Raw genomic sequence first — 24,052 nt, 5'->3', positions numbered from 1 at the left:
ATGTCCGACAACCTCTCCGCCGATCAGGGGCAGGCGCCGGCCCGCGCCGAGCCGCCGCCGAGCCTCCCGCTGCCGGCCCATGCGCCCCTGCGCCTGGATGACCCGACGCAGCGCTGGCTGGTCACCGCCGGCAGCGTCTCCCTCTTCGCCACCCGTCCTCCGCGCGCGCCAGCGACGGAGGGCCCGCGCCGCTACATCGGCACGGTCGCGACTGGGGGCATGCTCTGCGGCCTCGGGACCGACGAGGCCGGCGCCACGCTGATCGCCATCGGCACCGCCGAGACGCAGATCGCGCCCTTCGATCTGCCCAGCCTGACGGAGGCGCCTGACGGCGAAAGCCGTCTCGCCGCCGCGACCACCGCCTGGTGCCGCGCGCTGGCCGAAGGCCTGGCCCGCCCCATGTCGCCGCGCCCGCGCACGGATGTCGCCGTCTCCGCAGCGCTGGGCGCGGTGAGGACGGCGCCGGGCGCGACCATTGCCGCCCGCGGCGCGCCGATCTGGGTTCGCCTGCCGGAGGGGTCCTGGCTGTTGCTCGGCCTGGAACCCGTGGCGGGACTGGTCCCCTTGCCGGCAGAGGCCTGGCTCACCGGCAGCGGCGGCACGATCGAGGCTGTGCCGGCGAGCGCTGCGGTGGCCGAGCCGGCCTGGCAGGCGGGCCTCGAGACCTTCAACGCGGCGGGCCTGGCCGCGCTCTCCTCGGCCCTCGCCCTGGATGCAGCGGATGAGCTCAACCGCCTGACGCTGCGGCGGGAGCGGGATGAGGAGGCCGGGGCGGAACAGCGTTCGGCCTTTGCCGCCATCCTGGGCAATGCGCCGGAGCTACCGGCGGCGGCGGATGGCGATCCGCTGATGCCGGTGTTCCGCATCGTGGCGGCGCATCTCGGCATCCGCGCCAAGCGGCCCATCCGCGTCCGCCGGGCAGATATCGATGCCGTGCCGACGCTGGAGGAACTTGCCCGCGCATCCGGCCTGCGCCTGCGGCCCGCTCATCTGCCGGATGCCTGGTGGGACGACGACCACGGTCCGCTCTTCAGCAGCCTTCAAGGCGTCGGGCCGGTCGCCCTGCTGCCGCATCGCGGTGGCTATCGCCTTTACGCCGCGAACAATCTGGCGGGCGTCCGGGTGGACAAGGCCCTCGCGCAGCGGGTGAGTCGCGAGGCGCTCGCCCCCCTGATCCCGCTGCCGCGCAAGCCCCTCGGCCTGATGGACCTGATCGGCAGCGGCATGCGCGGCACCGGCGGGGACGTTTCGGCAATCTTCATCACCATGCTGATCGGCGCCGCGCTGGGCCAGGCCGTGCCGATGGCCACCGGCGTCGCCTTCTCCCTGCTCATCCCGGGTGGGCATCTGGGGGAGCTGGTGCAGCTGGGCCTCGCCCTGGTCGTGGTCGCGGCCGTGGGCTGGATGGTGAAGCTGGGCAGCGAAATCGCGCGACAAAGGATCGAGGCGCAGGCGGGCCCTGCCCTGCATGCGGCGATCTGGGACCGGGTGATGCGCCTGCCGCTGGCGACGCTCAACCGCCAGACGGTGGGCGAGACATCCGGCCGCGCCGTCTCCGCCATCTCGCTCGCCACGCAGCTGCGCGCCTTCGGCTTCGTCATCGTCAGCGCGGTAGCCACCATCCTGTCCTCCTGCGTGCTGATGCTGCTGGCCCAGCCGCTGGCCGCCGCGGTGGCGGTGGGCATGCTGGTGCTGCAGCTGGCCGCGGCCAATCTGGCGGGCTGGCTGCAGGCCCGCGCCTTCGCCACCGGCGAGGCGCTGTCGGGCCTGGCCGATGCCATGGTCTTCCAGATCGTCTCCGGCCTGGTGAAGCTGCGCCTCGCGGGGGCGGAGGCGCGGGCGCAGACCGTCTGGGCCGGCCGCTTTGCCGAGATGCGGCGGCGCCTGGCCGCGGCACGGCAGATCAGCAATGGCTACGATGCCTTCGCCGCCGGCTTCACCGTGCTCTCGACCGCCGCCGCCTTCCTGATCATCGCCATGATGCAGCGGGTGGAGGTCGGCGAGCCGCCGCCCAGCCTCTCCTCCGTCATGACCTTCATCGCGGCCTATGGGCTGATGGTCGCCTCCGGCACGCAGCTGGCGAAGACCATGTTCGCCCTGTGGTTCCTGATGCCCACCCGCAAATTCGCGCAGCCCCTGCTGGATGCGCTGCCCGAGGCCGATACGGGCAAGGTCGATCCGGGCCGGCTGAGCGGCGCGATCGAATTGTCCAACCTCGCCTTCCGCTACGGCCCAAGCGAGGCCTGGGTCTTCGCCGGCCTGTCGCTGCGCATCGAGGCCGGGGAGTATGTCGCCATCGTCGGCCGCTCCGGCGCCGGCAAGTCCACCCTGGTCCGGCTTCTGCTAGGGCTGGAGGAGCCCAGCAACGGCGCCATCTACATGGATGGCCACGACATCCGCGGCCTGGACCTGGCCGTGCTTCGGCAGCAGGTGGCGACCGTCCTGCAATCCGGCCGCGTGCCGCCGGGCAGCCTGCGCGACGCGGTCCGTGGCTTGGCGCAGGTGAGCGAGGCGGAGATCTGGAAGGCGCTGGAACAGGCCGCCCTTGCCTCGGATATCCGCGCCATGCCGATGGGGCTGGAGACGATGCTGACCGATGCCAGCCGGGTGCTGTCCGGCGGCCAGGTGCAGCGCCTGCTGCTGGCCCGCGCGCTGCTGCAGAAGCCCGCGGTGCTGATCCTGGACGAGGCCACCAGCGCGCTGGACAACGTCACCCAGCGCGCCACCATGCGGGCGATCCGCACCATGCCGGCGACGCGCATCGTCATCGCGCATCGCCTTTCCACCATCCGCAACGCCGATCGGATCATCGTCCTCGATGGCGGCCGCATCGTCGAAAGCGGCACCTTCGACCAGCTGATCCAGCGCAAGGGCGGGCTTTTCGCCCGCCAATATGCCGAGGAAGCCCGCTGGCAGGCCGCCAGCGCACCAACGCCGGCGGCCAAAGCGGACTGATCCGTTCAGGCGCCGGCGCGCGCCGACTGGATGGCCTGCCAGACCCGCTCCGGCGTTGCCGGCATGTCGAGGTGACGGATACCGAGGCCGGACAACGCGTCCACCACCGCATTCATCACCGACGGCAGCGACCCGGCGCAACCGGCCTCGCCGCAGCCCTTGGCGCCCAGCGGATTGGTGGTGGCGGGAACCGGGTGGCTGAGGAAGCCGAAGGCCGGCAGGTCTCCGGCCCGCGGCAGCGCATAGTCGAGGTAGCTGCCGGTCTGCAACTGCCCGTCCTCGCCGAAGGCGACCTTCTCCAGCAGCGCTTGGCCGATGCCCTGGGCGATGCCGCCACGCGCCTGGCCGGCCACCAGCATCGGGTTCACGATCACGCCGAAATCGTTCACCGTGGTGTAGCGGTCGATGCGCACGACGCCGGTTTCCGGATCGACCTCGACCTCGGCGACATGGCACCCGTTCGGATAGGCCTGGGGGGCCTCATTGAAGACATGGGTGACGTCGAGCGTCGCCGGCACGCCCTCCGGCAGGGACGGCGCCTGGCGCAGCCGATGCGCCAGTTCCATGATGCCGATGCCCCGATCGGTGCCGACGATCCGGAAGCGGCCCTGCCCGCCCTCCGCATGCGCCTCGAATTCGATGTCCGCGACCGCGGCCTCCAGCGCCCAGGCCGCGGCGGCCCGGCCCTTCTCGACCACAAGTTCGGACGCCTCGACGATGGCCGCGCCCGAGGCCATCAGCGACTTGGAGCCGCCGGTGCCGCCGCCGGCGACCAGCTCGTCGGAATCGCCCTGCAGCAGCCGGATCTGCTGGAAGGGAATGCCGAGCGACTGGTGCAGCACCTGGGCGAAGGCGCTCCAGTGCCCCTGCCCATAGTCCAGCGTGCCGGTGATGATGGTGACGGTGCCATCCTTCTCGAAGCGGATGCCGCCCTGTTCCTTGGTCGGCGGCGCGGTGCATTCCAGGAAGTTGCCGATGCCCAGACCGCGCAGCAGGCCGCGCGCGGCACTCTCCGCCTTCCGTGTGGTGAAGCCGCCGACATCCGCGGCCTGCAATGCCCGCTCCATCAGCGCGGTGAAGTCGCCGCCGTCATAGGTGCTGCCGGAGGCGGCGGCATAGGGCATCTCGGCGGGGCGGATATGGTTGCGGCGGCGGAGCTCAACCGCATCGAGGCCCATTTCCTGCGCCGCGGCCTCGATCAGCCGCTCCATGAAGTAATTGCCCTCGGGCCGGCCCGCGCCGCGATAGGCCGAGACGGGGCTGGTATTGGTCAGGTAGCTGCGCGTGGCCACCTCGATCAGCGGTGTACGGTAGTTGGACTGCACGTTCTTCCAGAAATTCGCCGTGCCCATCAGCGGCGCGACGGTGGAGAGATAGGCGCCCATATTGGCAAAGGAGGTCAGCCGCACGGCCAGGAAGCGGCCCTCCGCATCCAGCGCCAGTTCCGCCTCCACCTCATGGTCGCGGCCATGCTGGTCCGAGAGGAAGCTGCCGGTGCGCTCATCGGTCCATTTCACCGGCCGGCCCAGCTGCTTCGCGGCATGCAGCAGGCAGACATATTCCGGATAGGCATTCGCCTTCATGCCGAAGCTGCCGCCGACTTGGCCGGTAAGGATGCGAACCTGCTCCACCGGCACCTTCAGCACGTCCTTCGCCATCTGCGCGCGCAGCCCGAAGACGCCCTGGCAGCCGACCCGCAGCACGTAGCGACCGTCCTCGAAGGACCCGATCGCGCTGCGCGGCTCCATGGCGCAGACCACGATGCGGTTGTTGCGGATGGACAGGCGGGTGACATGCGCCGCCGCCTCGAAGGCCGTAGCGACCTTGGCGCTGTCGCCCTGGTGGAAGTCCAGCACCAGGTTGCCGGCGATCCCGTCGTAGAGCTGCGGCGCGCCGGCTTCGGCGGCAGCCGAGGCCTGGGTGACCGCGGGCAGCATGTCGATGTCGAGTTCCACCGCCTCGGCGGCATCCTTCGCCGCCGCGCGGGTTTCCGCCACCACGTAGGCCAGGGGGTCGCCGACGAAGCGGACCTTGTCCGTCGCCAGCGCGTGGCGCTGCGTGGTTCGCAGCGCGGTGCCGTCGCGGTTCTTCAGCGGCATGGCGCAGGTCATCGGCCCATAGCCGGCGGCGAGGAGATCCGCGCCGGTCCAGATGCCGAGCACGCCGGGCATGGCGCGCGCGGCCTCCGTCACGATGTGGTTGATGACGCCATGCGCATAGGGGCTGCGCACCATGACGCACCAGGCCTGGTCCGGCAGGGCGATATCATCCGTGTAGCGGCCCTGGCCGGTCAGCAGGATTGGATCCTCCGCCCGGGGCACCGGCTGGCCAATTCCGAACTTCAGGCGCGTCGCGTCCAGCAGATGGGTGTCTGGCATCAGGTCCTCACGGTCGCTTCGGCGGGAGAGAGGGAGGGGCGCTGCGTCTGCTTCTGCCAGGCGGCATAATCGGCATAGGCCGCTTCCGGCGCGAAGGCCGGCGCCCAGCCCAGCGCGGCCGCCCGCTCGATCGACATGAGGCCGCGCGGGCGCGTATCGTTGAAGGGGATGGTGGCCGCCTCGCCCGGCGCCGCATGGCGCCAGCGAAATCCCGGCATCGCGCGGGCCATGGTGTCGCAGCAGGCCGCGGCATGCGGCGACCAATCCGTCGCCGAGGCCAGGTTGAAGACCCGTCCCGGGGGCGCGGGGCAGTCCAGCAGGGCGATCAGCCCCGCGGCGAGGTCGCGCACATAGACCCAGTCGTAGCTCGGCAGGGGCGCCGGCGGCAGCACCGCCTCCTCCCCCCGCAAGGCCGCCTGGGCGATCGCCAGATGCGGGCTCAGCGTGTCGCGCAGGCCGGTATCACGTTCCCAGGGGCCATAGGTCGCGCCGATCCGGGCTGCCACCGCATCGAGTCCCCAGAGGCCGGCGAGCCGCAGGCCGGCGCGTTCCACCGCGTACTTCGTCACCCCATAGAGGCTGATGGGGATGCAGGGCGTCGTCACCTCGTCCAGCCAGGCATGGTCATAGGCCGATTCGCCATAGACGGCAGAGGAGGCCGGCAGCACCACGCGCCGCACCGTGCCGGCATCCCGCGCCGCGGCCAGGGTGGCGATGACACCCTGCAGATTGACGTCCAGCACCAACCCGGGCGAGGCCGCCTCTCGCGCCGGACCCGCGGTGACGGCGGCGAAGGGAAAGACGCGGTCGATGCGCCGTTCCCGGAACAGCCGCGCCAGTGCCTCCGGATCGCGGATATCGCCGGAGATCACTTCGAGCCGGCCCGGCAGCCGGCCGAAGATCTCGCCGGCCGGCTCCGGCAGCGTCGCCTCCTGGCCGAAGACGACCACTTGCTCACCGCGGCCCAGCAGGGCCTCAACAAGGTTGAGACCGACGAACCCGGCCCCTCCGGTGACGAGGACGGCGGTCATGCGCGACTCCCTGGCAGCGATCAGCCCGAAATGAGGCCCAGCCCCTGGATATCCCGAGCCACCCGCCGCAGAAAGCCGCCATGAATGAACTGCCCGCCCCGCCTGCACCGCCCCACAACCGCGTCACCGTGATCGGTGCCGGCCCCGCCGGGCTGATGGCGGCGGAGGTGCTGGCCACGGCGGGTCTCGCGGTGACGGTGCATGACCACATGCCCTCGGTCGGCCGGAAGTTCCTGATGGCTGGGCGGGGCGGCCTGAACCTGACGCATGGCGAGCCGCTCGAGCTTCTGCTCACCCGCTATCGCCCTGCGGCGCCACCCTTGATCGAGGCGGTCCGCGGCTTTCCGCCCGCCGCGCTGATCGCCTGGTGCGAGGGGCTGGGCGTGCCGACCTTCGCGGGCAGCAGCGCGCGCATCTTCCCGACGAGCCTGAAATCCTCCCCGCTCCTCCGGGCTTGGCTGCAGCGTCTGGCCGGCCTCGGCGTGGAACTGCGCAGCCGAAGCTGCTGGATCGGGTGGGGTCCCGCCGGCGAGCCGCTGTTCGAGGGCGAGCAGGCAGCCGAGGCGCCGGCCGCCACGGTGCTGGCGCTCGGCGGCGCCTCCTGGCCAAGGCTGGGCTCGGATGGCCATTGGCCGGCGCTGCTGCCGGGCATCCGGACGGCGCCCTGGGCCCCGGCGAATATGGGATTCACCGTCGCCTGGTCCGACCATTTCCGGGATCGCCACCAGGGCACGCCCCTGAAGCGCATTGGCCTGCGCTTCGGCGCGATCGCCGTGCGCGGAGAGGCCATGGTGACGCGGACCGGCCTGGAAGGCGGCGCGCTCTATGCCCTCTCGGCCCCGCTGCGGGAGGCGATCGCCGCGCAGGGATCGACCCGCATCGAGCTCGACCTGCGCCCGGATCTGAGCGAGGCGATCGTGGCGGAACGGCTCGCGTCACGGCCGCGCTCGGAATCCCTGGCGAATGGCCTGCGCAAGGCACTCGCCCTGCCGCCGGTCGCCATCGGCCTCGTGCAGGAAGCGCTGCGCTCCGACGCGGCCGGCGTGCCGCCCGCCCGATTGATAAAGGCCCTGCCGCTGCGGCTGACCGGGACCGCCGGGATCGAGCGGGCGATTTCCTCCGCCGGCGGCCTCGCCTGGTCGGAGGTGGATGACCGCCTGATGCTCACCGCCCGCCCCGGCGTCTTCGCCTGCGGTGAGATGCTGGACTGGGAAGCGCCGACTGGCGGCTACCTGCTGCAAGGCTGCTTCAGCACGGGCGTCGCCGCTGCCCGCGGCACGCTCGCCTGGCTGGCGGAGCAGGCCGGCCGCTCATAGCGGGATGGCGCCCGGCGGCTTCAGGGCCATGAGGACGAAGGAGCTTCGCGTCTCCTTCACCCCCGGCATCCGCAGCAGCGCCTTCAGGGCGAAGTCGGCATAGGCCTCGAAATCGGCCGCGACGACATGCAGCATGTAGTCCATGCCACCGCTCATGGCATAGGCCGCGATGACCTCACCGCGGGAGGCAAGGGCCTTGTGGAAGGCCGTGGCGACCTCTTCGGCATGGGAGGAAAGGGCGACCTGGACGAAGGCCTGAATGGGCAGGCCGACCCGGGCGGGGTCCAGCACCGCTGTGTAGCGGGCGATGATGCCTGCCTCCTCCATCCGCCGGATCCGCCGCAGGCAGGGCGTCGCGGAAAGCCCCACTTGCTCCGCCAGCAGGGTGATGGCGATTCGGCCATCCTGCTGCAGGGCACGCAGGATCCGTCGATCCAGCTCATCGAGCGCAATGGTGGAATTCGCCAAGCTGCGGCTTCCTTGAGGTGAGAATGCGCAGCATGGCCCGGATCCACGTGCGGATTCAGCGAAAATCGCCCCGCCCCATGCTCTAATTTCTGGGGCCAAGCTCGAAACGCAGCGCTAGGAAAACGCCATGGATGTCCCGCCCGATCGCAGCGCCTATGCCGGCCGCATCTCGGAAGCCAATCCCATGGGGACCGATGGCTTCGAATTCGTCGAATTCACCGGCCCGGACATCCCCTATCTCGAGGATCTGTTCGGCCGGCTCGGTTTCACCGCTGTGGCGCGCCACCGCTCCAAGGCCGTGACGCTCTGGCGGCAGGGCGACATCAATTTCCTCATCAATGCCGAGCCCGAAAGCTTCGCCCAGGCCTTCGCCCGCGTGCACGGGCCTTCGGCCTGCGCCATGGCCTTTCGGGTGGCGGATGCGGCGCAGGCCTATCAGCGCGCCATCGCGCTGGGCGCCAAGCCCGTCGCCGGCAAGGTCGGCCCGATGGAGCTGAACATCCCGGCGATCGAGGGCATCGGCGGCTCGCTGCTCTACTTCGTCGACCGCTACGGCCCGCGCGGCAATATCTACGACGTCGACTTCCGCTGGATCGGCGACCGCGACCCGCACCCGGCCGGCCATGGCCTGACGGTGATCGACCACCTGACCCACAACGTGCATCGCGGGCGCATGGATGTGTGGTGGCAGTTCTACGCCAAGCTCTTCAACTTCAAGGAAATCCGCTACTTCGATATCGAGGGCAAGCTGACGGGCTTGAAGTCCCGCGCGCTGACCTCGCCCTGCGGCCAGATCCGCATCCCGATCAACGAGAGCTCCGACGACCGCAGCCAGATAGAGGAATTCCTGCGCGCCTATCACGGCGAGGGCATCCAGCACGTGGCGCTGGGCACTGGCGACATCCATGCCAGCGTGGAAGGCATGCGGTCCGCCAACGTGGCCTTCCTGGACACGCCGGACACCTATTACGAGTTGCTGCCGAACCGGCTTCCCGGCAGCGAGCAGGGGCTGGACCGGCTGCGGCGCAACCGCATCCTGATGGACGGGGCGCCGACGCCGGAGGGCGGGCGGCTGCTGCAGATCTTCACCGGCAATGTCATCGGCCCGATCTTCTTCGAGCTGATCCAGCGCCAGGGCGACCAGGGTTTTGGCGAGGGCAATTTCCGCGCGCTGTTCGAGAGCATCGAGCTGGACCAGATCCGGCGCGGGGTGCTCAAGCCCGCGGAGGCCTGAAAGGTCGGGCCAGGTCTTCGAGCAGCGCCTGGTTTCGCGCCTGCCGCTCCTGCCGCTGGCGGCGTTGGCGGGCCGCGGTTTCCTCCGCCACAACCTGCTCGGCGCGGGACGCCTCGGCGACCGCGGCGCGGCGGGCACCGAGGGTCGTGGCCGTCACCACATGCAGCGCCGCGGTCTGTGCGGCTGCGGCGCGGGCGGCCGGCAGCCAGGCGGCGTAATCCGCCGGGCTGGCGCTGCCGGCTTCCGCGGTCTGCGCCTCCATCGCCTGCCGGCAGGCTTCCGCGGCCCTGGCTTCCGCCGTCAGGGCCTCGCCAAGACCACGACGCGCCGCCTCAAGCTCGATTCGCCGCAACAGGCGCAGGGCGCGCAGCGGGTCAGACGCCGGCATCGGACAGGGCCTGTGCCAGCCGGCTGAAGGCTTCCTCCAGCGTCGAAACCTCGCCGCGAGCCTGTTGCAGCATCTGCTCGATGCCCGGCGCCGCGCGCAGCGCGGCATCGGTCTCGGCGTCCGTGCCGGGCCGATAGGCGCCGAGCCGAACCAGGTCCGCAACCTCGTCGCGGAGTGCCAGCACCTTGCGCGCCCGCCGCATGAGCGCCGCCTGCTCGGCGTTCAGACAGCCGGGCACCGTGCGCGACAGGCTGCGCAGCACATCGACGGCGGGATAGCGACCGCCTTCCGCGATCCGCCGATCCAGCACCACATGGCCGTCCAGGATGCCGCGCACGGCATCGGCGATCGGCTCGTCATGGTCGTCACCCTCAACCAGTACCGTGATCAGGGCCGTGATGCTGCCGCAACCCGGGCCGCCCGGCCCGGCGCGCTCCAGCAATGCCGGCAATTCCCGGAAAACGCTGGGCGGATAGCCCCGCGTGGCGGGAGGCTCCCCGGCCGCCAGGCCGATCTCGCGACAGGCAAGCGCAAAGCGGGTGACGGAATCGAGCAGCAGCAGGACGCGCTGTCCGGAATCACGGAAATGCTCCGCCACAGCGAGGCTCGCATAGGCTGCCTCGCGCCGCATGGCAGCCGGCGCATCAGACGTGGCGCAGACCACCACGCTGCGGGCGAGCCCTTCGGGACCCAGGTCGTCCTCGATGAATTCCCGCAATTCCCGCCCCCGCTCGCCGATCAGCCCGAGCACGACGGTGTCAAAGGCGGCGGCACGCGCCATGGTCGAGAGAAGTGTGGACTTGCCGATCCCGGAGGCCGCAAACAGCCCCAGCCGCTGTCCCTCGCGCATCGTGCAGAAGGCGTCGATCGCCCGGACGCCGACGCCCAGCGGGGGACCGAGCCTCTGACGCGTGGCGGCGGGCGGCGCCGCAGTCCGTGTCATGCGCTCCGCCTGGCCGCCGCGCAGGGGTCCGCCCCCATCCATGGGCCTTCCCAGCGGATCCACCACCCGCCCTCGCCAGCCGTCGCCGACCCTGATGCCGGAAGCCGGCTGAAGCTCGACGACCTCGCCTGCTGCAATGCGCGCGGTGTCACCGAAGATGACGCAGCTGGCCATCGCCTGCCCGACGCTGACGATCTCGGCCATCGTCCCTTCGGAAGCGGGCCCTATCCGCAGGCGATCGCCGATGGCAGGCGGAGGCCGGACGCCCACCACATCCACTGTCATGAGGTTGGCGCCCTGGATGCGTCCTTGCCGCAGCAGAGGCGGCAGCTGCCGGAACCTGTCCGCCACCGCGCGCCATTCACCAATTTTAACCAAACGTCCCAATAAACGATCATCCGCTATTTTAGGGTTTACATCGCGCCGATGATGCTTTTTTTCGGTGAATAACCTCTTCACATCTCGCGCAAAGGTGGTATTCCTACACGCACAAGCTGTGTGGAGGCCGCCCATGCGTGTGCTTTTGGTTGAGGATGATACAATTGTGGCGCGCGGCGTGACACTCGCGCTGAAGGCCGCGAGCATGATCGTCGACACGGCGGACACCGGAGAGGAGGCGCTCGAGCTCGCCCGGCTCTACGATTTCGACATCGTGGTGCTGGACCTCATGCTGCCCGACATGGAGGGCTATGAGGTCGTGCGCCGCCTTCGGGCCGCTCGGCTGGAAACGCCGGTCCTCATCCTTTCGGGTTTGACCCGGCCGCAGGCCAAGGTCCGCGGCTTCGGCATGGGTGCCGATGACTACATCACGAAACCCTTCGACCAGCAGGAACTGGTGGCGCGCATCCAAGCCATCGTTCGACGCGCGAAGGGCTTCAGCCAACCGACGCTGTCGGTGGGGCCGCTGACGCTGAACCTGGGCTCCCGTGAGGTCCTCGTGGACGGCCGCGCCGTGCACCTCACTGGCAAGGAATATGCGGTGCTGGAGTTGCTCACGCTGCGCAAGGGCATCGTGCTGACCAAGGAGGCGTTCCTGAACCACCTCTACGGCGGGATGGACGAGCCCGAGGTGAAGATCATCGACGTCTTCATCTGCAAGCTCCGCAAGAAGCTGGCCAATGCCGGGGCGGCCGAGCTGATCGGCACCGTCTGGGGCCGCGGCTATGTTCTTCGTGAGCCTAACGGTGCCATTCGGCTGCCGTCGGGCACTGACGGTCGCGGCGGTCCGGCAACCGCCGCGGCCTGAAGCCGCGGCTGCGAGGCAGGTCGCGCAGCAACCGCGCGCTGGCGCGACCGACGACCTGGACGAGCTACCAAACCCGCCGCCGCTCCTCACGCGCAGGCGGGAGGCACAGCTTTCGCTAAGCCGCCGCCTTTTGCGCCGACGTTCCATAAGCCCCCCGCTCCCCCGGGACGGGCACAAGCCGATCCGTCAGGCCGAGGACTGTTTCTGCGCCGCCCAGATACAGCACGCCATCCGGCGACAGGCGTCGCGCCAGCGCTTCCAGCACCCGCGTCTTGGTCGGGGCGTCGAAGTAGATCAGCACGTTGCGGCAGAAGATCGCATCGAAGCGACCCAGCGTGGACAGGTCGTTCAGCAGGTTCCGTTCCTCGAACCGCACCATGGCGAGGAGCTCCTGCGAAATCCGCCACTTGGCGCCATCCTGCTTGAAGTGCTTGACCAGCGACCGGATCGGCAGGCCCCGCTGCACCTCGAACTGCGTGAAGACGCCCTGCTTGGCGCGCTGCAGGATCTCGGCAGAGATATCCGTGGCCAGGATCTCGACCTTGTAGTCCGCTCGCCCGCCCAATGCATCGGCAACCAGCATCGCGATCGAGAAGGGCTCCTGGCCCGTGGAGCATGCAGCCGACCAGATCCGCAGCGGCGCGCCGGGAGCGCGCCCTGCAATCAAGCGCGGCAGGATCTTCGCCAGATGATCAAAGGGCTTGCCGTCACGGAAGAAGGAGGACTCGTGGGTGGTCAGCGCCTCGACCACCGCGCGCTCCAGCGCCTCATCCGGCCGCTGACGCAGCTTCTGTCCCAGCGCCGCGAGCGAGGCCAGCCCGAAGCGGGTCAGGATGGGCCCGAGGCGCGTTTCCAGCAAATAGGCCTTGTCCGCAGTCAGCACGATGCCGGAGCGGCGCCGGACAACGCCGGCAATCTCAGCGAATTCCTCGTTCGTCATGTCCGCTTTCCGTCTGCACCAGCCGCAAGAATGCGGCCTGCAATGTCCTCGACACTGAGAATGGCCGTGGCAATTCCGGCCTTCGCGACCGCTCCGGGCATGCCCCAAACGACCGAACTCGCTTCATCCTGTGCGAGCACCGCACCTCCTGCCCCCGCCACAGCCCGGCAGCCCGCCAAGCCATCGCTGCCCATGCCCGTCAGGATGGCGACGAGCAGTCTGCCTTGGCAGGCCGTGACCAGGCTGCGCAGCATGGGATCCACCGCAGGCCGGCAGAAGTTCTCGGGCGGACCGTCACCGAGCTGCGCCACCAGCACCCCGGCCACATCCTTGACGAGGAGGTGCTTGTCGCCGGGGGCAAGGTAAAGGCGGCCAGGCAACAGCTTGTCGCCTTCTTTCGCCTCGCTGCAGGGAAGCGTCCCGATGCGGTTCAGGTGATCGGCCAGCAGGGTCGTGAAGCCGGCTGGCATGTGCTGCACCACGATAACGGGCGCGCCCAGGGGCCTGTCCAGCCGCGCAACGAGCGCCGCCAGGGCTTGCGGCCCGCCTGTCGAGGATCCGATCGCAATGGCGCGGGGTCGCTGGGCCGAGCCCGCCGGCCGCTCCGCCACCATCGGCCTGGCGACGGACACCGGGGGGGGCGCGGGCCTGGCGGCAGACGGAACAGCCGGGCGCCGCATGCGCGCCCAGCCCTTCACCTTCGCGACCAGTTCCGCCTGGAACTGGCCGCCGCTTATGCCGCCCGCGGCCGCCGATGGCTTGGGAACATAGTCCACGGCCCCGGCCCGCAACGCGGCCATGGTGGCCGCCGCGCCACGCTGGCTCAGAGCACTGGCGACGATGATGGCCGTATTCGGCGCGGCCTTGAGCAGCAGCGGAAGGGCGGTCATGCCGTCCATCCGTGGCATCTCGAGATCCAGCAGCACCACCTGCGGCCGCTCGGCCGCCGGCATGGCCGTCAGCTGTGCCAGGGCATCGCCGCCATCGGTCGCCTTGGCGATCACCTTGATGCCCGGATCAGTCGCCAGCATTCGTGACATGACAGCGCGGGCTGCCGCGCTGTCGTCACACAGCAGGACCCGGACAGGCCCGGGCGCGATCACGCGGCGGCAGCCTGCAGCAGGCCGATCTGCTCCAGCTTGCTGCCCAGGATCTCGGCGTCGAAGGGTTTCATCACGTATTCCTGCGCGCCCGCCTCAAGTGCCTCCATGATCTTCTCGAAGGCGATCTCGGTGGTGCAGAGGATGATCACCGGCTTGTCCGGCCCGAATTCGGCACGCGCCGCGCGCAGGAAGGTCACGCCGTCCATGACTGGCATGTTCCAGTCCAGCAGCACCAGCTCGGGCAGCAGCTCGCGGCAGGCGGTCAGCGCCTCGCTGCCGTCTCCTGCCTCTCGCACCGTGAAGCCGAATCCTTCCATGAAGCGCCTTGCGGCCTTGCGGACCACCCGGCTGTCATCGACAACCAGGCACTGGCGGACCACGCCCTCCACCGCGCTCATCGTCCACCGCCGATCGCGAGAACCCGCTCTACATCGAGCACGATGAGCAACTGTCCATCGCGTCGGTGAACGCCCTTGGAAACCTCGCGCCAGACCGCATCCAGTGTCGGCGGATTGGCGGCCGAGTCATCCTGACGCAGCGGCACAACCTCTCCCACCGCATCCGCCAGCATGCTGTAGAGCTCGCCGGCCATCTCGACCACGATGCTCATCGGCTGGGCATCAGCGGCGCGGGGCGGCAGGCCAAGTCTGCGGCGCAGATCCACCGCCGTCACGATCCTGCCGCGCAGGTTCAGGCTGCCGGCCACTTCCGGCGGTGCCAGGGGGATCCGGGTGATGACCTGCGGCCCGAGCACATCGCGGACCACGAGGACCGGAACGCCGCAGGATTGCCCGGCCACCGTCAGGGTGAGGTAGAGGTCGGCATCGGTGACCGCCGACTGTGTCGCTTGGGTACGCAAGACCAGATCCTCCGCTTCAAGCCGCCACGGGCACGGCGAGACATTCGCTGAGGCTCGCCAGCAGTGCCTCACGGTCGTATTTGCCGACATAATCGGTGAAACCTGCGGCACGGCCGCGCGCCACGGCGGCAGGCTCGACCCGGCCGGTCAGCGCGACCATCGGCAGGTCCTGCCACGGGCCGCCGCCGCGCACATCGCGGGCGAAGGCATAGCCATCCATGTCGGGCATCTCGATGTCGGACACGATGGCGTCGAACATCTCACCCCGCTCGCGCAGCCGCAGCGCCTGGGCCGGTCCCTCCACCGCGACCACCTCGTAGCCATCGGCGGCCAGCGCCGGGACCACCAGCTCGCGGAAGAAGGCGCTGTCCTCGACCACCAGGAGCCGGCGGCTCGCGGGCGTGGCGGTTGCCGGGCGGAACCAGTCGCCGCCGGCCTGGCCGAGCCACCAGGCGGTATCGATCACGTCGGTCACCTTGCCGGCGACGACGGCGGAGCCGAGGAAGCCCGGGCGGCCTTGGCCCGCCTGCACGCTGAGCGCCTCATCGACCACGTCGAGGATGGCGTCCACCATGATGCCGAGGCTTCGCTCGCCTTCGCTGAACACCAGTACCGTCTGCCGCGTGCGACCCTCCTCGGCCGGCACGAAGCCGCCCGACATCGACAGCAGCGGCATGAGTTGGCCACGATACTGGACGACGGGCGTGCCGCCGGAATTCTCGATCTGCTCGACCGGGATATCGTCGAGCCGCGCGATCAGCCCGAGCGGCACGGCCTTCGGCGTCTCATCCCCGGCCCGGAACAGCAGCAGCGACGTCTTCTCACTGGATCGCACGGCGCTCGCCACCTTGTTCTCCGCGGCGCGTGCGCCAGCGCCGTCCGCCACCACGCCCGTGACGCGGGCGATGCCGTTGGGGTCGAGGATCATGATGACGCTGCCGTCACCCAGGATCGTGTTGCCGGAGAACATGCCGATGTGACGCAGGATCGGCGCCACCGGCTTGACCACGATTTCCTCGGTGTCGAACAGGCGGTCGACGATGATGCCGAAGACATTGGCGCCGACCTGCGTCACCACCACGAAGCCGGCATCGCCGCCCTCGCCCAGCGGCTGGCTCGGCCCCTCCTCCAGGCCGAGGACGCGGCCGAGCGAGACCAGCGGCAGCAGGCGATCGCGCAGGCGCAGGACCGGCGCATCCTTGATCCGCTCGACGCGCGAGCCGGAGCCGCCGCCGACGCGGACCAGTTCCAGCACGCCGATCTGCGGAATGGCGAAGCGCTCGCCGGCCACCTCGACGATGAGGGCGGAGACGATCGCCAGCGTCAGCGGGATCTTGATGGTGAAGGCGGTGCCGCGGCCCTCGACGGAGGCCACGTCGATGGTGCCGCCGATGCGTTCGACATTCGTCTTGACCACATCCATACCGACGCCGCGGCCGGAAACGGCGGTGACGGCGGCGGCGGTGGAGAAGCCGGCGCGGAAGATGAAGCGGTGGATCTCACCGTCGCTCATGCCGGCGATCTCGGACTCGGTCGCCAGGCCCTGGGTCAGCGCTTTCTGGCGAATACGATCCAGGCTCAGGCCGCGGCCGTCATCGGAGATCTCGATCAGAATATGCCCGCCTTCATGGAAGGCGTTCAGCATGATCCGGCCGGTCTCCGACTTGCCGGCGCGGCGCCGATCCTCCGGACCCTCCAGCCCATGGTCGCCGCTGTTGCGGACCATGTGCGTCAGCGGATCCTTGATAAGCTCCAGCACCTGGCGGTCGAGCTCGGTATCGGCCCCGCGCATCTCGAGATCGATCTTCTTGCCAAGTTCGATCGAGAGATCGCGCACCAGGCGCGGCATCTTCGCCCAGGCATTGCCGATGGGCTGCATGCGCGTCTTCATCACCCCGTCCTGCAGGTCGGAGGTGATATGGGACAGCCGCTGCAGGGGAACGCTGTAGGCGCCATCGCTGCGCGCGCGGGACAGCTGCATGAGCTGGTTGCGCGTCAGCACCAGCTCGCTGACCAGCATCATGAGGTCTTCGAGCACGTCCACGGAAACGCGAATGCTTTGCGGCGGAGCCCGGCCGGAAGTGGCCGCCTCCTCTGCGGCCGGCGTTTCGGCCGGGGGCGGCGCGGCGCGGCGCTGGGGCGCGCTGGGCTTGGCGACAGGCGAGGGGCTTTCGACAGCCTCGGCCGCCAAGGGCTCTTCCACGGCAGCAGGTGCCGGCGCGTTGTTGAAGGCCGCCTCCGTCTCCGCCAGCGTGGAGATGCCGTCGCCGCCGGCCGCCGCGTCCAGCTCGCCAATCAGCTCCGCATCATCGCCTGCCGGTTCGCTGCCGCCCTGCTCGAGCCCGCCGACGATCTCCTTGATCCGGTCGAGGGCGCGCAGCACCAGGCTCACCCCCGCCGGCGTGACGGTCAGGACGCCGTCGCGATAGAGCCCGAGGATGTTCTCCGCGGCATGCGCCACGCGCTCGAGGCGTGAGAGCCCGAGAAAGCCGCAGGTCCCCTTGATGGTGTGCACCAGTCGGAAGATTTCCGACAGCGTTGGCTTGTCGCCCGGCGATTTCTCCAGCCGCAAAAGTGCGACGTCGAGTGCGACCAGGCCCTCATGGGTCTCGGTCAGGAAGTCGGCGAGCAAGTCGTCCATTCGGGGCTCCGGCGCCTGGTCTTTCCAGGAATCTGCCCGAACAGGCCGAATATTCGGTAAACGCGCCGGCCTGCCGGCGCGCCTTCCCGATTCAGTTGCGCGTTGCCAAAGTCAGCAGCAGGGGCGAGGCGGAATTGCCGGCGCCCATCATCAGTTCCAGCTGTATGCCGGCCGAGGCCGAGACACCGAGCAAAAGGGGTACCGAGACGCTGCGCGCATTCAGCGCCACCGCATCCCCGGCCAGGCCGGCAGCCAGGCCCACGGGCCAGGCCGCGCCCGGGCCATCCGGCCAAATCGAGAGACCACCTTCGACGTCCCCACCCAGCCGCACCACGCCGCCCCTCGGCAAGGCATCCACCGCGGTCCAGCAGGCCAGCAGCATCGCCTGGGTGAGATGGGCGGGAAAGACCGCGTTCGGCTCCAGATCCGCCAGATCGATCATCGCCTTGCGGCCGAGCGTCAGCCCCTCCGCCATCTGGGCAATCTCCTCGACCCTGCAGTCGCCACAGCCCGCGCCGACGGCGGCCCGGTAGAACCGGATCCGGCGGTCCATGATGCGGGCCGCATCGCGCGCGACGTCCATGGCGTCGTCACCCGGACCGTCCAGCAGGTCCAGCGCGCCGGCCAAGGCGCCGGCGGGACCCCCGAGGTCATGGCATAGTCGCGTGCAGACGGCCTGGGCCAACGCAATCTTGTCAGGCAGCATTCATTCCTCCGCAGCGCAGCAGCCAGCCACGACGGCCGGCCCAGGGGACCAGGGTTTCGAAATACCCCGCGCAGATTGCCAGAACACCAAGGCCGAGTGGCAATCCAATGTTGCGTCCGCGCGACGGGCTAGCGAGGTGGCAGGTCGGTTGATAGGCTGCAGTGGTGTGGTCAGAACTCTCCCCCGGGATGCGCGTCCGCCATCCCCACTGCCCGGACTGGGGCATAGGTCAGGTGCAATCCGTTGTCGGAGATCGCGTGACCATCAACTTCGAGAACAGGGGAAAGGTGATGATCCGGGCGGACGTGATTGCCCTCATCCCCGTTGAACCGGACGCATCTTGAGCGATATCCCGCTGGAAATAATGGTTCTGCTCGGGGATTGGCGGATCTACATCGCCATCGCCGTCACGGCTCTTGCGGGCCTGATGCGTGGTTATTCCGGGTTCGGAACAGCGGTGCTGCTGGCCCCGGCCTATTCGGTCCTGTGGGGGCCTCGGATCGGCATCCCCGTCATGCTGCTGATGGAGCTGGTGGTCTCGCTGCAACTGGTGCCCCGGGCATTCCGCGAGGCCAATCGACGGGTCATCCTGCCGATCGGTGCAGCGGCCACCCTGGCAACGCCGCTCGGCGCCTTCATCCTGATCACGGCGGACGAGGACCTGCTGCGCCGCTTCATCGGCGGATTCGTGCTGGTCTTCGGCCTGCTCCTGATGTCCGGCTGGCGCTATCATGGGTCACGGCCGCTGCCGCTCAACATCGCCGTGGGCACCATGGCCGGGCTTTTGAAGGGCGCGACGGGGATCAGTGGTCCGCCCGTTATCCTCTATCTGTTGGCGGGACCCGAGGCGGCGAAGCAGCATCGCGCCAACCTGATCCTGTTCTTCGGCACCATCGCCGTGATCTCGGTTATCCCGCCCGCGCTGGCTGGCCTGATGGGCTGGCCGGTCCTGGCGAAGCTGCTCCTTCTGCTACCCGTGCTGATGGTCTGCGTGCCGCTAGGCGCCCGCTTGTTCCACGTCTTGCCCGAACGCTGGTACAAGCGTGCGGCTTTGATCTTCCTGGTGTCCACGGGCGTCATCGCCCTTCTTGCGTGACCGCGGTGGGCTGGCCGGGGGTTGCGCCGGACGGGGGGTGCGGACCAAATGCACCATGACTGAAGGCATGTGGAGCCGTCGCGACGGCTCCGCCTCCCCTGGGGATTTCCCAAGATGATTGACCCGTTCGGCCGAAAGGTGAGCTACCTCCGCGTCTCGGTCACGGACCGTTGCGACCTCCGCTGCGTCTATTGCATGGCCGAGGACATGACCTTCCTGCCGAAGGCGGAGGTCCTCTCGCTCGAGGAACTGGACCGGCTCTGTGGCGCCTTCATCGACCTGGGAGTCGACCGGATCCGCCTGACCGGCGGCGAGCCCCTGGTCCGGAAGAACGTCATCAGCCTGTTCCGAAGCCTGGGGTCGCGGGTGGGTGGTGGGGGATTGCGCGAACTGACGACGACCACCAACGGCACCCAACTGGTGCGCATGGCCGCCGATCTCTACGCGGCCGGGGTTCGGCGCATCAATGTCAGCATGGATACGCTGGACCCCGCGACCTTTACCGCGGTCACCCGGTGGGGTCGGCTGGAGCCGACGCTGGACGGCATCTTTGCCGCCAAGGCGGCCGGCCTGGCCGTAAAGATCAATGCCGTGGCGATGAAGGGCGTGAACGAATCGGAATTCGACCGGATGATTGCCTGGTGCGGCGAGCACGGCTTCGACCTCTGCCTGATCGAAACCATGCCCCTGGGCGAGATTTCGGGCGATCGAAATGACCAGTACCTGCCGCTGTCCAGCGTGCGCGCCAAGTTACGCCAGAATTGGACGCTGGATGAGACCGATTATACAACCGGCGGTCCTGCGCGGTATTACGCTGTCCGCGAAACCGGCCAGCGCATTGGTTTCATCACGCCATTGACGCACAACTTCTGCGAGTCCTGCAATCGGGTTCGCCTGACCTGTACGGGCACCTTGTTCATGTGCCTCGGGCAGGATGATGCGGCGGATCTCCGGCGCCCGCTTCGGGACCCGGCGGTGGGCAGCGAAGGCCTCCGGCAGGCCATCCTGGAAGCCATTTCACGCAAGCCGAAGGGCCATGATTTCGTGATCGACCGCACCCGCAGCAAGCCGGCCGTGGCCCGGCATATGAGTGTGACAGGCGGCTGATGCTCCAGGAGATCGCCGCCACACTGACCATCCCAGGCCTGCCCGACTGGTCCGGGCTCGTGGTTCTCGTCCTGCTCACCCTGGTCGGGCTGGCCTATCTGCTGATGCCCTTCAGCGTCTTCGGCTTGAAGGGTCGGCTGGACGCCATCGAGGCGCAGCTGGATGAGGTGCAGGCGGAGCTTCGTACCCTGTCGATCCGGCTGCCGGATGCGGCGCCGCGTCGCGCACCGGTCGAGGATGACTGGGCGGAGCCGCCGCAGATGACACGCCAGCCGGTCGATGCGCCGACGCCCCGCTCCCGCCCCCCGGTTCCGCCGCCCGCTGCCTGGCCCGAGCGGGGGCCGGCAAGGTCGGAACCGCGGCTGGACTGGCCGCGACCGCCGCGCTGAGGCCCCGCCGGCCGGGCCCCTTGCCGCGCAGGGCTACAGGGAGCTTGATGGCCGAAAGCTGCCCAGGAACTTCGCGCATGCCTTCGGCTTCTGGTTCGAGGATTGAGATTTGGCGCAGGGCGCCGGGCCAGGCCCGCTGGCTTCGGGCGGACGCATCGCTGACAGGCGTCGCAGGATGACGCTGTTTTCCACGACCTGCGCGCAGCCCTCCACCGGCCAGAGAGCATGAGCACCCTTCTCCCGCCGCCCGGCGCCGAGTCCGTGGCCGGCCGCATCGCGATCGTGGCGGCTCCCACCGAGCAGGCCACAGAGGCTCTGAACCGCCTCATTGCCGCCTATGGCAATGCTCCGCTGGATGAGGCGCGGATGGTGGTCGCGCTTGGGGGCGATGGCTTGATGCTGGAGACCCAGCACCGGCTGCTTGGCCGCAACCTCCCTGTCTACGGCATGAATTGCGGCAGCGTCGGCTTCCTCATGAATGATTTTCGGGAGGATGGTCTGCCGGAACGCCTCGCTTTGGCCCAGGCCGCCATCCTGCATCCGCTGCGCATGCGGGCCTTCGTGGGACAGGGGGACCCGTTGGAGGCTTTGGCGATCAACGAGGTCTCGCTGCTGCGTGAGACACGCCAGGCCGCCAAGGTCCGTATCCTGATCGACGGCAAGCGGCGGCTGGAGGAGTTGGTCTGCGACGGGGTGCTGGTCTCCACACCCGCCGGCAGCACCGCCTACAATCTTTCTGCCCACGGGCCGATCGTGCCGCTGGGCGCCAACCTCCTGCCCCTGACCCCGATCTCCGCCTTCCGCCCGCGCCGCTGGCGCGGCGCCCTGCTGCCAGCCGAGGCGCGGGTAGTCTTCGAGGTGCTGGAGCCCGAAAAGCGACCCGTCGCGGCGGTCGCCGATTATACCGAGGTGCGGGACGTGCGCCGCGTTGAGGTCTGGGAGGACCGCGGCGTCGCACTGACCATGCTGTTCGACCCTGACCATGGCCTGTCGGAGCGGATCATCGCGGAACAGTTCACGGTATAGCCATGAACGGGTCGGGGCGGCAGGTTGACGGCGGGCGCCGCTTCTGCGATCCGCCCGGCGCGTCGCGGCCCTGGTCACCGCCGGGTCGCCATTGAGATCGTGGCGGCTCGCCCGCTGCCACGCTGCCAGGCCGGACCATGGAAACCTTGACGAGCGTCTCCCTTCCCGCCGATCCCTCCACGCCGGCCGAGGCGGGTGGCCCGCTGGTGCTCGCCCTGCCCAAGGGGCGCATCCTCTCGGAACTGGGGCCGCTGCTCGCCCGCGCCGGTATCGCGCCGGCCGCCGATTACGCGGATGAGGACAGCCGGCGCCTGCGCTTCGAGACCAATCATACCAATCTCGATGTGGTCCGTGTCCGCCCCTTCGACGTGGCCACCTTCGTCGCGCATGGGGCCGCCCAGATCGGTGTCTGCGGCGCCGATGTGCTGATGGAATTCGACTACGACCAGATCTATGCGCCGCTCGACCTCGGCATCGGCCGCTGCCGCGTCTCCGTTGCCGAGCCGGAAGCCTTGGCGGCGCGGGAGGATATCGGGGCGTGGTCACGGGTCACCGTCGCGACCAAATATCCCACGATCGCGCATCGTCACTTTGCGGCCCGTGGGGTGCAGGCGGAAATCGTTCATCTGAACGGGGCCATGGAACTGGCGCCTTCTCTGGGACTTTCGCGTCTGATCGTGGATCTGGTGCAGACCGGCTCCACCTTGCGCGCGAATGGCCTGGTCGAAACCGAGGTCATCGCCCATGTCACCTCGCGTCTGATCGTCAACCGCACTGCGCTGAAGACCCGCCCCGAGGCGATCGGGGCCTGGATCGCACGCTTCCGCACCGCCATGGCCGAGGCAGCCTCCCGATGAAGTGGCTCGACACGCGTGAGGCGGGCTTCGAGCCCAGCTTCCTGGCCCTATTGAACGACGCGCGGGAAACCACGACCCGCGTCGACGGCGCCGTTTCCGCGATCATCACGGAGGTGCGGCAGAAGGGCGACGTGGCGCTTCTGGAGCTGACCCGCCGCTTCGACCGCTGGAACCCCACCGAGCCCGCCGCACTGCGCGTCACGGCGGCGGAGATGGAGGCTGCGGCCGCCACAGTGCCGGCCGAGCAACTGGAAGCCCTGCAGACCGCGGCCCGACGGATCGAGGCCTTCCACCGGGCGCAGCTGCCGACGGACCTCGAGCTGACCGATGCCGAGGGGGTGACGACCGGGATGCGCTGGGGCGCTATCGACGCTGTGGGTCTCTATGTCCCAGGCGGCAAGGCAGCCTACCCCTCCTCCGTCCTGATGAATGCCCTGCCGGCCCGCGTGGCCGGCGTCGCACGGATCGCCATGTGCGTGCCCACCCCCGATGGCGTGCTGAACCCCCTGGTGCTGGCCGCGGCGCGGCTGGCGGGCGTCAGCGAGGTCTGGCGGATCGGCGGCGCGCAGGCGATTGCGGCGCTCGCCTGGGGCACTGCCATGCTGGCACCGGTCGACCGCATCGTCGGGCCGGGCAATGCCTATGTTGCGGAGGCGAAGCGCCAGGTTTTCGGCCGGGTCGGAATCGACAGCATCGCCGGACCTTCCGAGGTCGTCGTGCTTGCGGATGCCGGCAATGACCCGCGCCATGTCGCCCTGGATCTGCTGGCCCAGGCCGAGCATGACGAGGCGGCGCAATCCATCCTGATCACGGACGACGCCGCCTTCGGTCGGCGCGTGGCCGAGGCGCTGGAGCAGGCGTTGCAGACCCTGCCGCGCGCCGCCATCGCACGGCAGTCGTGGGACCAGCACGGGGCAATCATCCTGGTCCGGGACTGGGCGGAGGCAGTGGAGCTCACCAACCGGCTGGCTCCGGAGCATCTGCAGGTCATGGTCGAGGCCCCGCGTGCCTTGATGTCCCGCATCCGCCATGCCGGCGCCGCCTTCCTTGGCCGCTTCTGCCCGGAAGCCGTCGGCGACTATGTGGCGGGGCCCAACCACGTCCTGCCCACCGGGCGGACCGCCCGCTTTGCCTCCGGCCTTTCCGTCTTCGATTTTCTCAAGCGGACGACCTGGGTCGAGGCGGATGCCCGCGCCCTTTCGGCCATCGGCGGCGCAGCTGTCACCCTGGCGCGCGCCGAAGGGCTCGATGCGCATGCCATGAGTGTGGCCGTACGATTGGACGCCATCGAGAAGCGTCCTTGACCGCGGGCAGCATGGCGCTCATGTTCCGCGCCGCTTTGCGCCTTGGCGCGAAACCCCCTCATGTC

22 protein-coding genes are annotated in these 24,052 nt (G+C 69.3%); 11 read left to right on the top strand and 11 right to left on the bottom strand.

Features of this window, described 5'->3' with window-relative positions; genetic code table 11:
• The gene (locus tag J3S20_RS10810; RefSeq protein ID WP_216836493.1) at positions 1-2,955 is read left to right on the top strand and encodes an ATP-binding cassette domain-containing protein; all 2,955 of its coding nucleotides are present in this window, start codon (positions 1-3) and stop codon (positions 2,953-2,955) included.
• Between the two features lie 5 nt (positions 2,956-2,960).
• On the opposite strand, the gene J3S20_RS10805 is transcribed toward J3S20_RS10810, so the two are convergent.
• Complete coding sequence (locus J3S20_RS10805; RefSeq protein ID WP_216836492.1) at positions 2,961-5,333, bottom strand: xanthine dehydrogenase family protein molybdopterin-binding subunit; 2,373 nt, start codon at positions 5,331-5,333, stop codon at positions 2,961-2,963.
• On the bottom strand, positions 5,333-6,364 hold the full coding sequence (locus tag J3S20_RS10800) for an NAD-dependent epimerase/dehydratase family protein (RefSeq protein WP_216836491.1): 1,032 nt from the start codon (positions 6,362-6,364) through the stop codon (positions 5,333-5,335). The genes J3S20_RS10805 and J3S20_RS10800 overlap by 1 nt, the downstream gene beginning before the upstream one ends.
• A gap of 80 nt (positions 6,365-6,444) precedes the next feature.
• Here J3S20_RS10800 and J3S20_RS10795 point away from each other — a divergent pair, with 80 nt between their 5' ends.
• Positions 6,445-7,680 (top strand): BaiN/RdsA family NAD(P)/FAD-dependent oxidoreductase, encoded by a 1,236-nt coding sequence (locus J3S20_RS10795; protein ID WP_216836490.1) that lies wholly within the window; start codon positions 6,445-6,447, stop codon positions 7,678-7,680.
• On the opposite strand, the gene J3S20_RS10790 is transcribed toward J3S20_RS10795, so the two are convergent.
• Positions 7,675-8,148, bottom strand: coding sequence for an Lrp/AsnC family transcriptional regulator (locus tag J3S20_RS10790; RefSeq protein WP_246602685.1), 474 nt, complete (start codon positions 8,146-8,148; stop codon positions 7,675-7,677). The genes J3S20_RS10795 and J3S20_RS10790 overlap by 6 nt on opposite strands.
• 127 nt (positions 8,149-8,275) lie before the next feature.
• Between J3S20_RS10790 and hppD the strand changes: the two genes are divergently transcribed.
• Positions 8,276-9,382, top strand: coding sequence for a 4-hydroxyphenylpyruvate dioxygenase (gene hppD / locus J3S20_RS10785; RefSeq protein ID WP_216836489.1), 1,107 nt, complete (start codon positions 8,276-8,278; stop codon positions 9,380-9,382).
• Here hppD and J3S20_RS10780 read toward each other — a convergent pair.
• Together J3S20_RS10780 and J3S20_RS10775 are read right to left on the bottom strand one after the other, a co-directional pair.
• Positions 9,363-9,770, bottom strand: a complete 408-nt coding sequence (locus J3S20_RS10780) for a hypothetical protein (RefSeq protein WP_216836488.1) — start codon at positions 9,768-9,770, stop codon at positions 9,363-9,365. The two genes, hppD and J3S20_RS10780, sit on opposite strands and share 20 nt — an antisense overlap.
• Entirely contained in the window at positions 9,757-11,172 is a 1,416-nt protein-coding gene (locus tag J3S20_RS10775) for a FliI/YscN family ATPase (protein ID WP_343215204.1), read from the bottom strand. Before J3S20_RS10775 ends, J3S20_RS10780 begins: the two co-directional genes overlap by 14 nt.
• Before the next feature lie 52 nt (positions 11,173-11,224).
• Between J3S20_RS10775 and ctrA the strand changes: the two genes are divergently transcribed.
• Positions 11,225-11,959, top strand: coding sequence for a response regulator transcription factor CtrA (ctrA, locus tag J3S20_RS10770; RefSeq protein WP_216836486.1), 735 nt, complete (start codon positions 11,225-11,227; stop codon positions 11,957-11,959).
• A 115-nt stretch (positions 11,960-12,074) separates the two neighbouring features.
• Here ctrA and J3S20_RS10765 read toward each other — a convergent pair whose 3' ends face one another.
• The 6 genes from J3S20_RS10765 to J3S20_RS10740 form a co-directional block, all read right to left on the bottom strand.
• Positions 12,075-12,899, bottom strand: a complete 825-nt coding sequence (locus J3S20_RS10765) for a CheR family methyltransferase (RefSeq protein WP_216836485.1) — start codon at positions 12,897-12,899, stop codon at positions 12,075-12,077.
• A complete protein-coding gene (gene cheB, locus J3S20_RS10760) occupies positions 12,896-14,002 on the bottom strand; it encodes a chemotaxis-specific protein-glutamate methyltransferase CheB (RefSeq protein ID WP_343215203.1) in 1,107 nt (368 codons plus the stop codon). The genes J3S20_RS10765 and cheB overlap by 4 nt, the downstream gene beginning before the upstream one ends.
• Positions 13,999-14,400: a response regulator gene (locus J3S20_RS10755; protein WP_216836484.1), complete on the bottom strand. Its 402-nt coding sequence runs from the start codon at positions 14,398-14,400 to the stop codon at positions 13,999-14,001. Before J3S20_RS10755 ends, cheB begins: the two co-directional genes overlap by 4 nt.
• Complete coding sequence (locus J3S20_RS10750) at positions 14,397-14,861, bottom strand: chemotaxis protein CheW (RefSeq protein WP_246602679.1); 465 nt, start codon at positions 14,859-14,861, stop codon at positions 14,397-14,399. The genes J3S20_RS10755 and J3S20_RS10750 overlap by 4 nt, the downstream gene beginning before the upstream one ends.
• 16 nt (positions 14,862-14,877) lie before the next feature.
• Positions 14,878-17,502, bottom strand: a complete 2,625-nt coding sequence (locus J3S20_RS10745; protein ID WP_216836482.1) for a hybrid sensor histidine kinase/response regulator — start codon at positions 17,500-17,502, stop codon at positions 14,878-14,880.
• A gap of 91 nt (positions 17,503-17,593) precedes the next feature.
• Complete coding sequence (locus J3S20_RS10740) at positions 17,594-18,208, bottom strand: histidine phosphotransferase family protein (protein ID WP_216836481.1); 615 nt, start codon at positions 18,206-18,208, stop codon at positions 17,594-17,596.
• A 188-nt stretch (positions 18,209-18,396) separates the two neighbouring features.
• On the opposite strand from J3S20_RS10740, the gene J3S20_RS10735 reads away from it, so the two are divergent.
• The 7 genes from J3S20_RS10735 (at position 18,397) to hisD (ending at position 23,987) form a co-directional block, all read left to right on the top strand.
• On the top strand, positions 18,397-18,552 hold the full coding sequence (locus J3S20_RS10735) for a DUF3553 domain-containing protein (RefSeq protein WP_216836480.1): 156 nt from the start codon (positions 18,397-18,399) through the stop codon (positions 18,550-18,552).
• Positions 18,549-19,304, top strand: coding sequence for a sulfite exporter TauE/SafE family protein (locus J3S20_RS10730; RefSeq protein WP_246602677.1), 756 nt, complete (start codon positions 18,549-18,551; stop codon positions 19,302-19,304). The genes J3S20_RS10735 and J3S20_RS10730 overlap by 4 nt, the downstream gene beginning before the upstream one ends.
• 114 nt (positions 19,305-19,418) lie before the next feature.
• Positions 19,419-20,411 (top strand): GTP 3',8-cyclase MoaA, encoded by a 993-nt coding sequence (gene moaA / locus J3S20_RS10725; RefSeq protein ID WP_216836479.1) that lies wholly within the window; start codon positions 19,419-19,421, stop codon positions 20,409-20,411.
• Positions 20,411-20,800, top strand: coding sequence for a hypothetical protein (locus tag J3S20_RS10720; protein WP_216836478.1), 390 nt, complete (start codon positions 20,411-20,413; stop codon positions 20,798-20,800). Before moaA ends, J3S20_RS10720 begins: the two co-directional genes overlap by 1 nt.
• Positions 20,801-21,025: 225 nt before the next feature.
• A complete protein-coding gene (locus J3S20_RS10715; protein WP_216836477.1) occupies positions 21,026-21,826 on the top strand; it encodes an NAD kinase in 801 nt (266 codons plus the stop codon).
• Between the two features lie 137 nt (positions 21,827-21,963).
• Positions 21,964-22,683 (top strand): ATP phosphoribosyltransferase, encoded by a 720-nt coding sequence (gene hisG / locus J3S20_RS10710; protein WP_216836476.1) that lies wholly within the window; start codon positions 21,964-21,966, stop codon positions 22,681-22,683.
• Entirely contained in the window at positions 22,680-23,987 is a 1,308-nt protein-coding gene (gene hisD, locus J3S20_RS10705; RefSeq protein WP_216836475.1) for a histidinol dehydrogenase, read from the top strand. The genes hisG and hisD overlap by 4 nt, the downstream gene beginning before the upstream one ends.
• Positions 23,988-24,052 lie beyond the last annotated feature (65 nt).

It is taken from the genome of Falsiroseomonas tokyonensis (assembly GCF_019024325.1).
In the GTDB taxonomy this organism is placed as follows: Bacteria; Pseudomonadota; Alphaproteobacteria; order Acetobacterales; family Acetobacteraceae; genus Falsiroseomonas; species Falsiroseomonas tokyonensis.
This window is presented reverse-complemented; position numbering and strand designations above follow the sequence as displayed.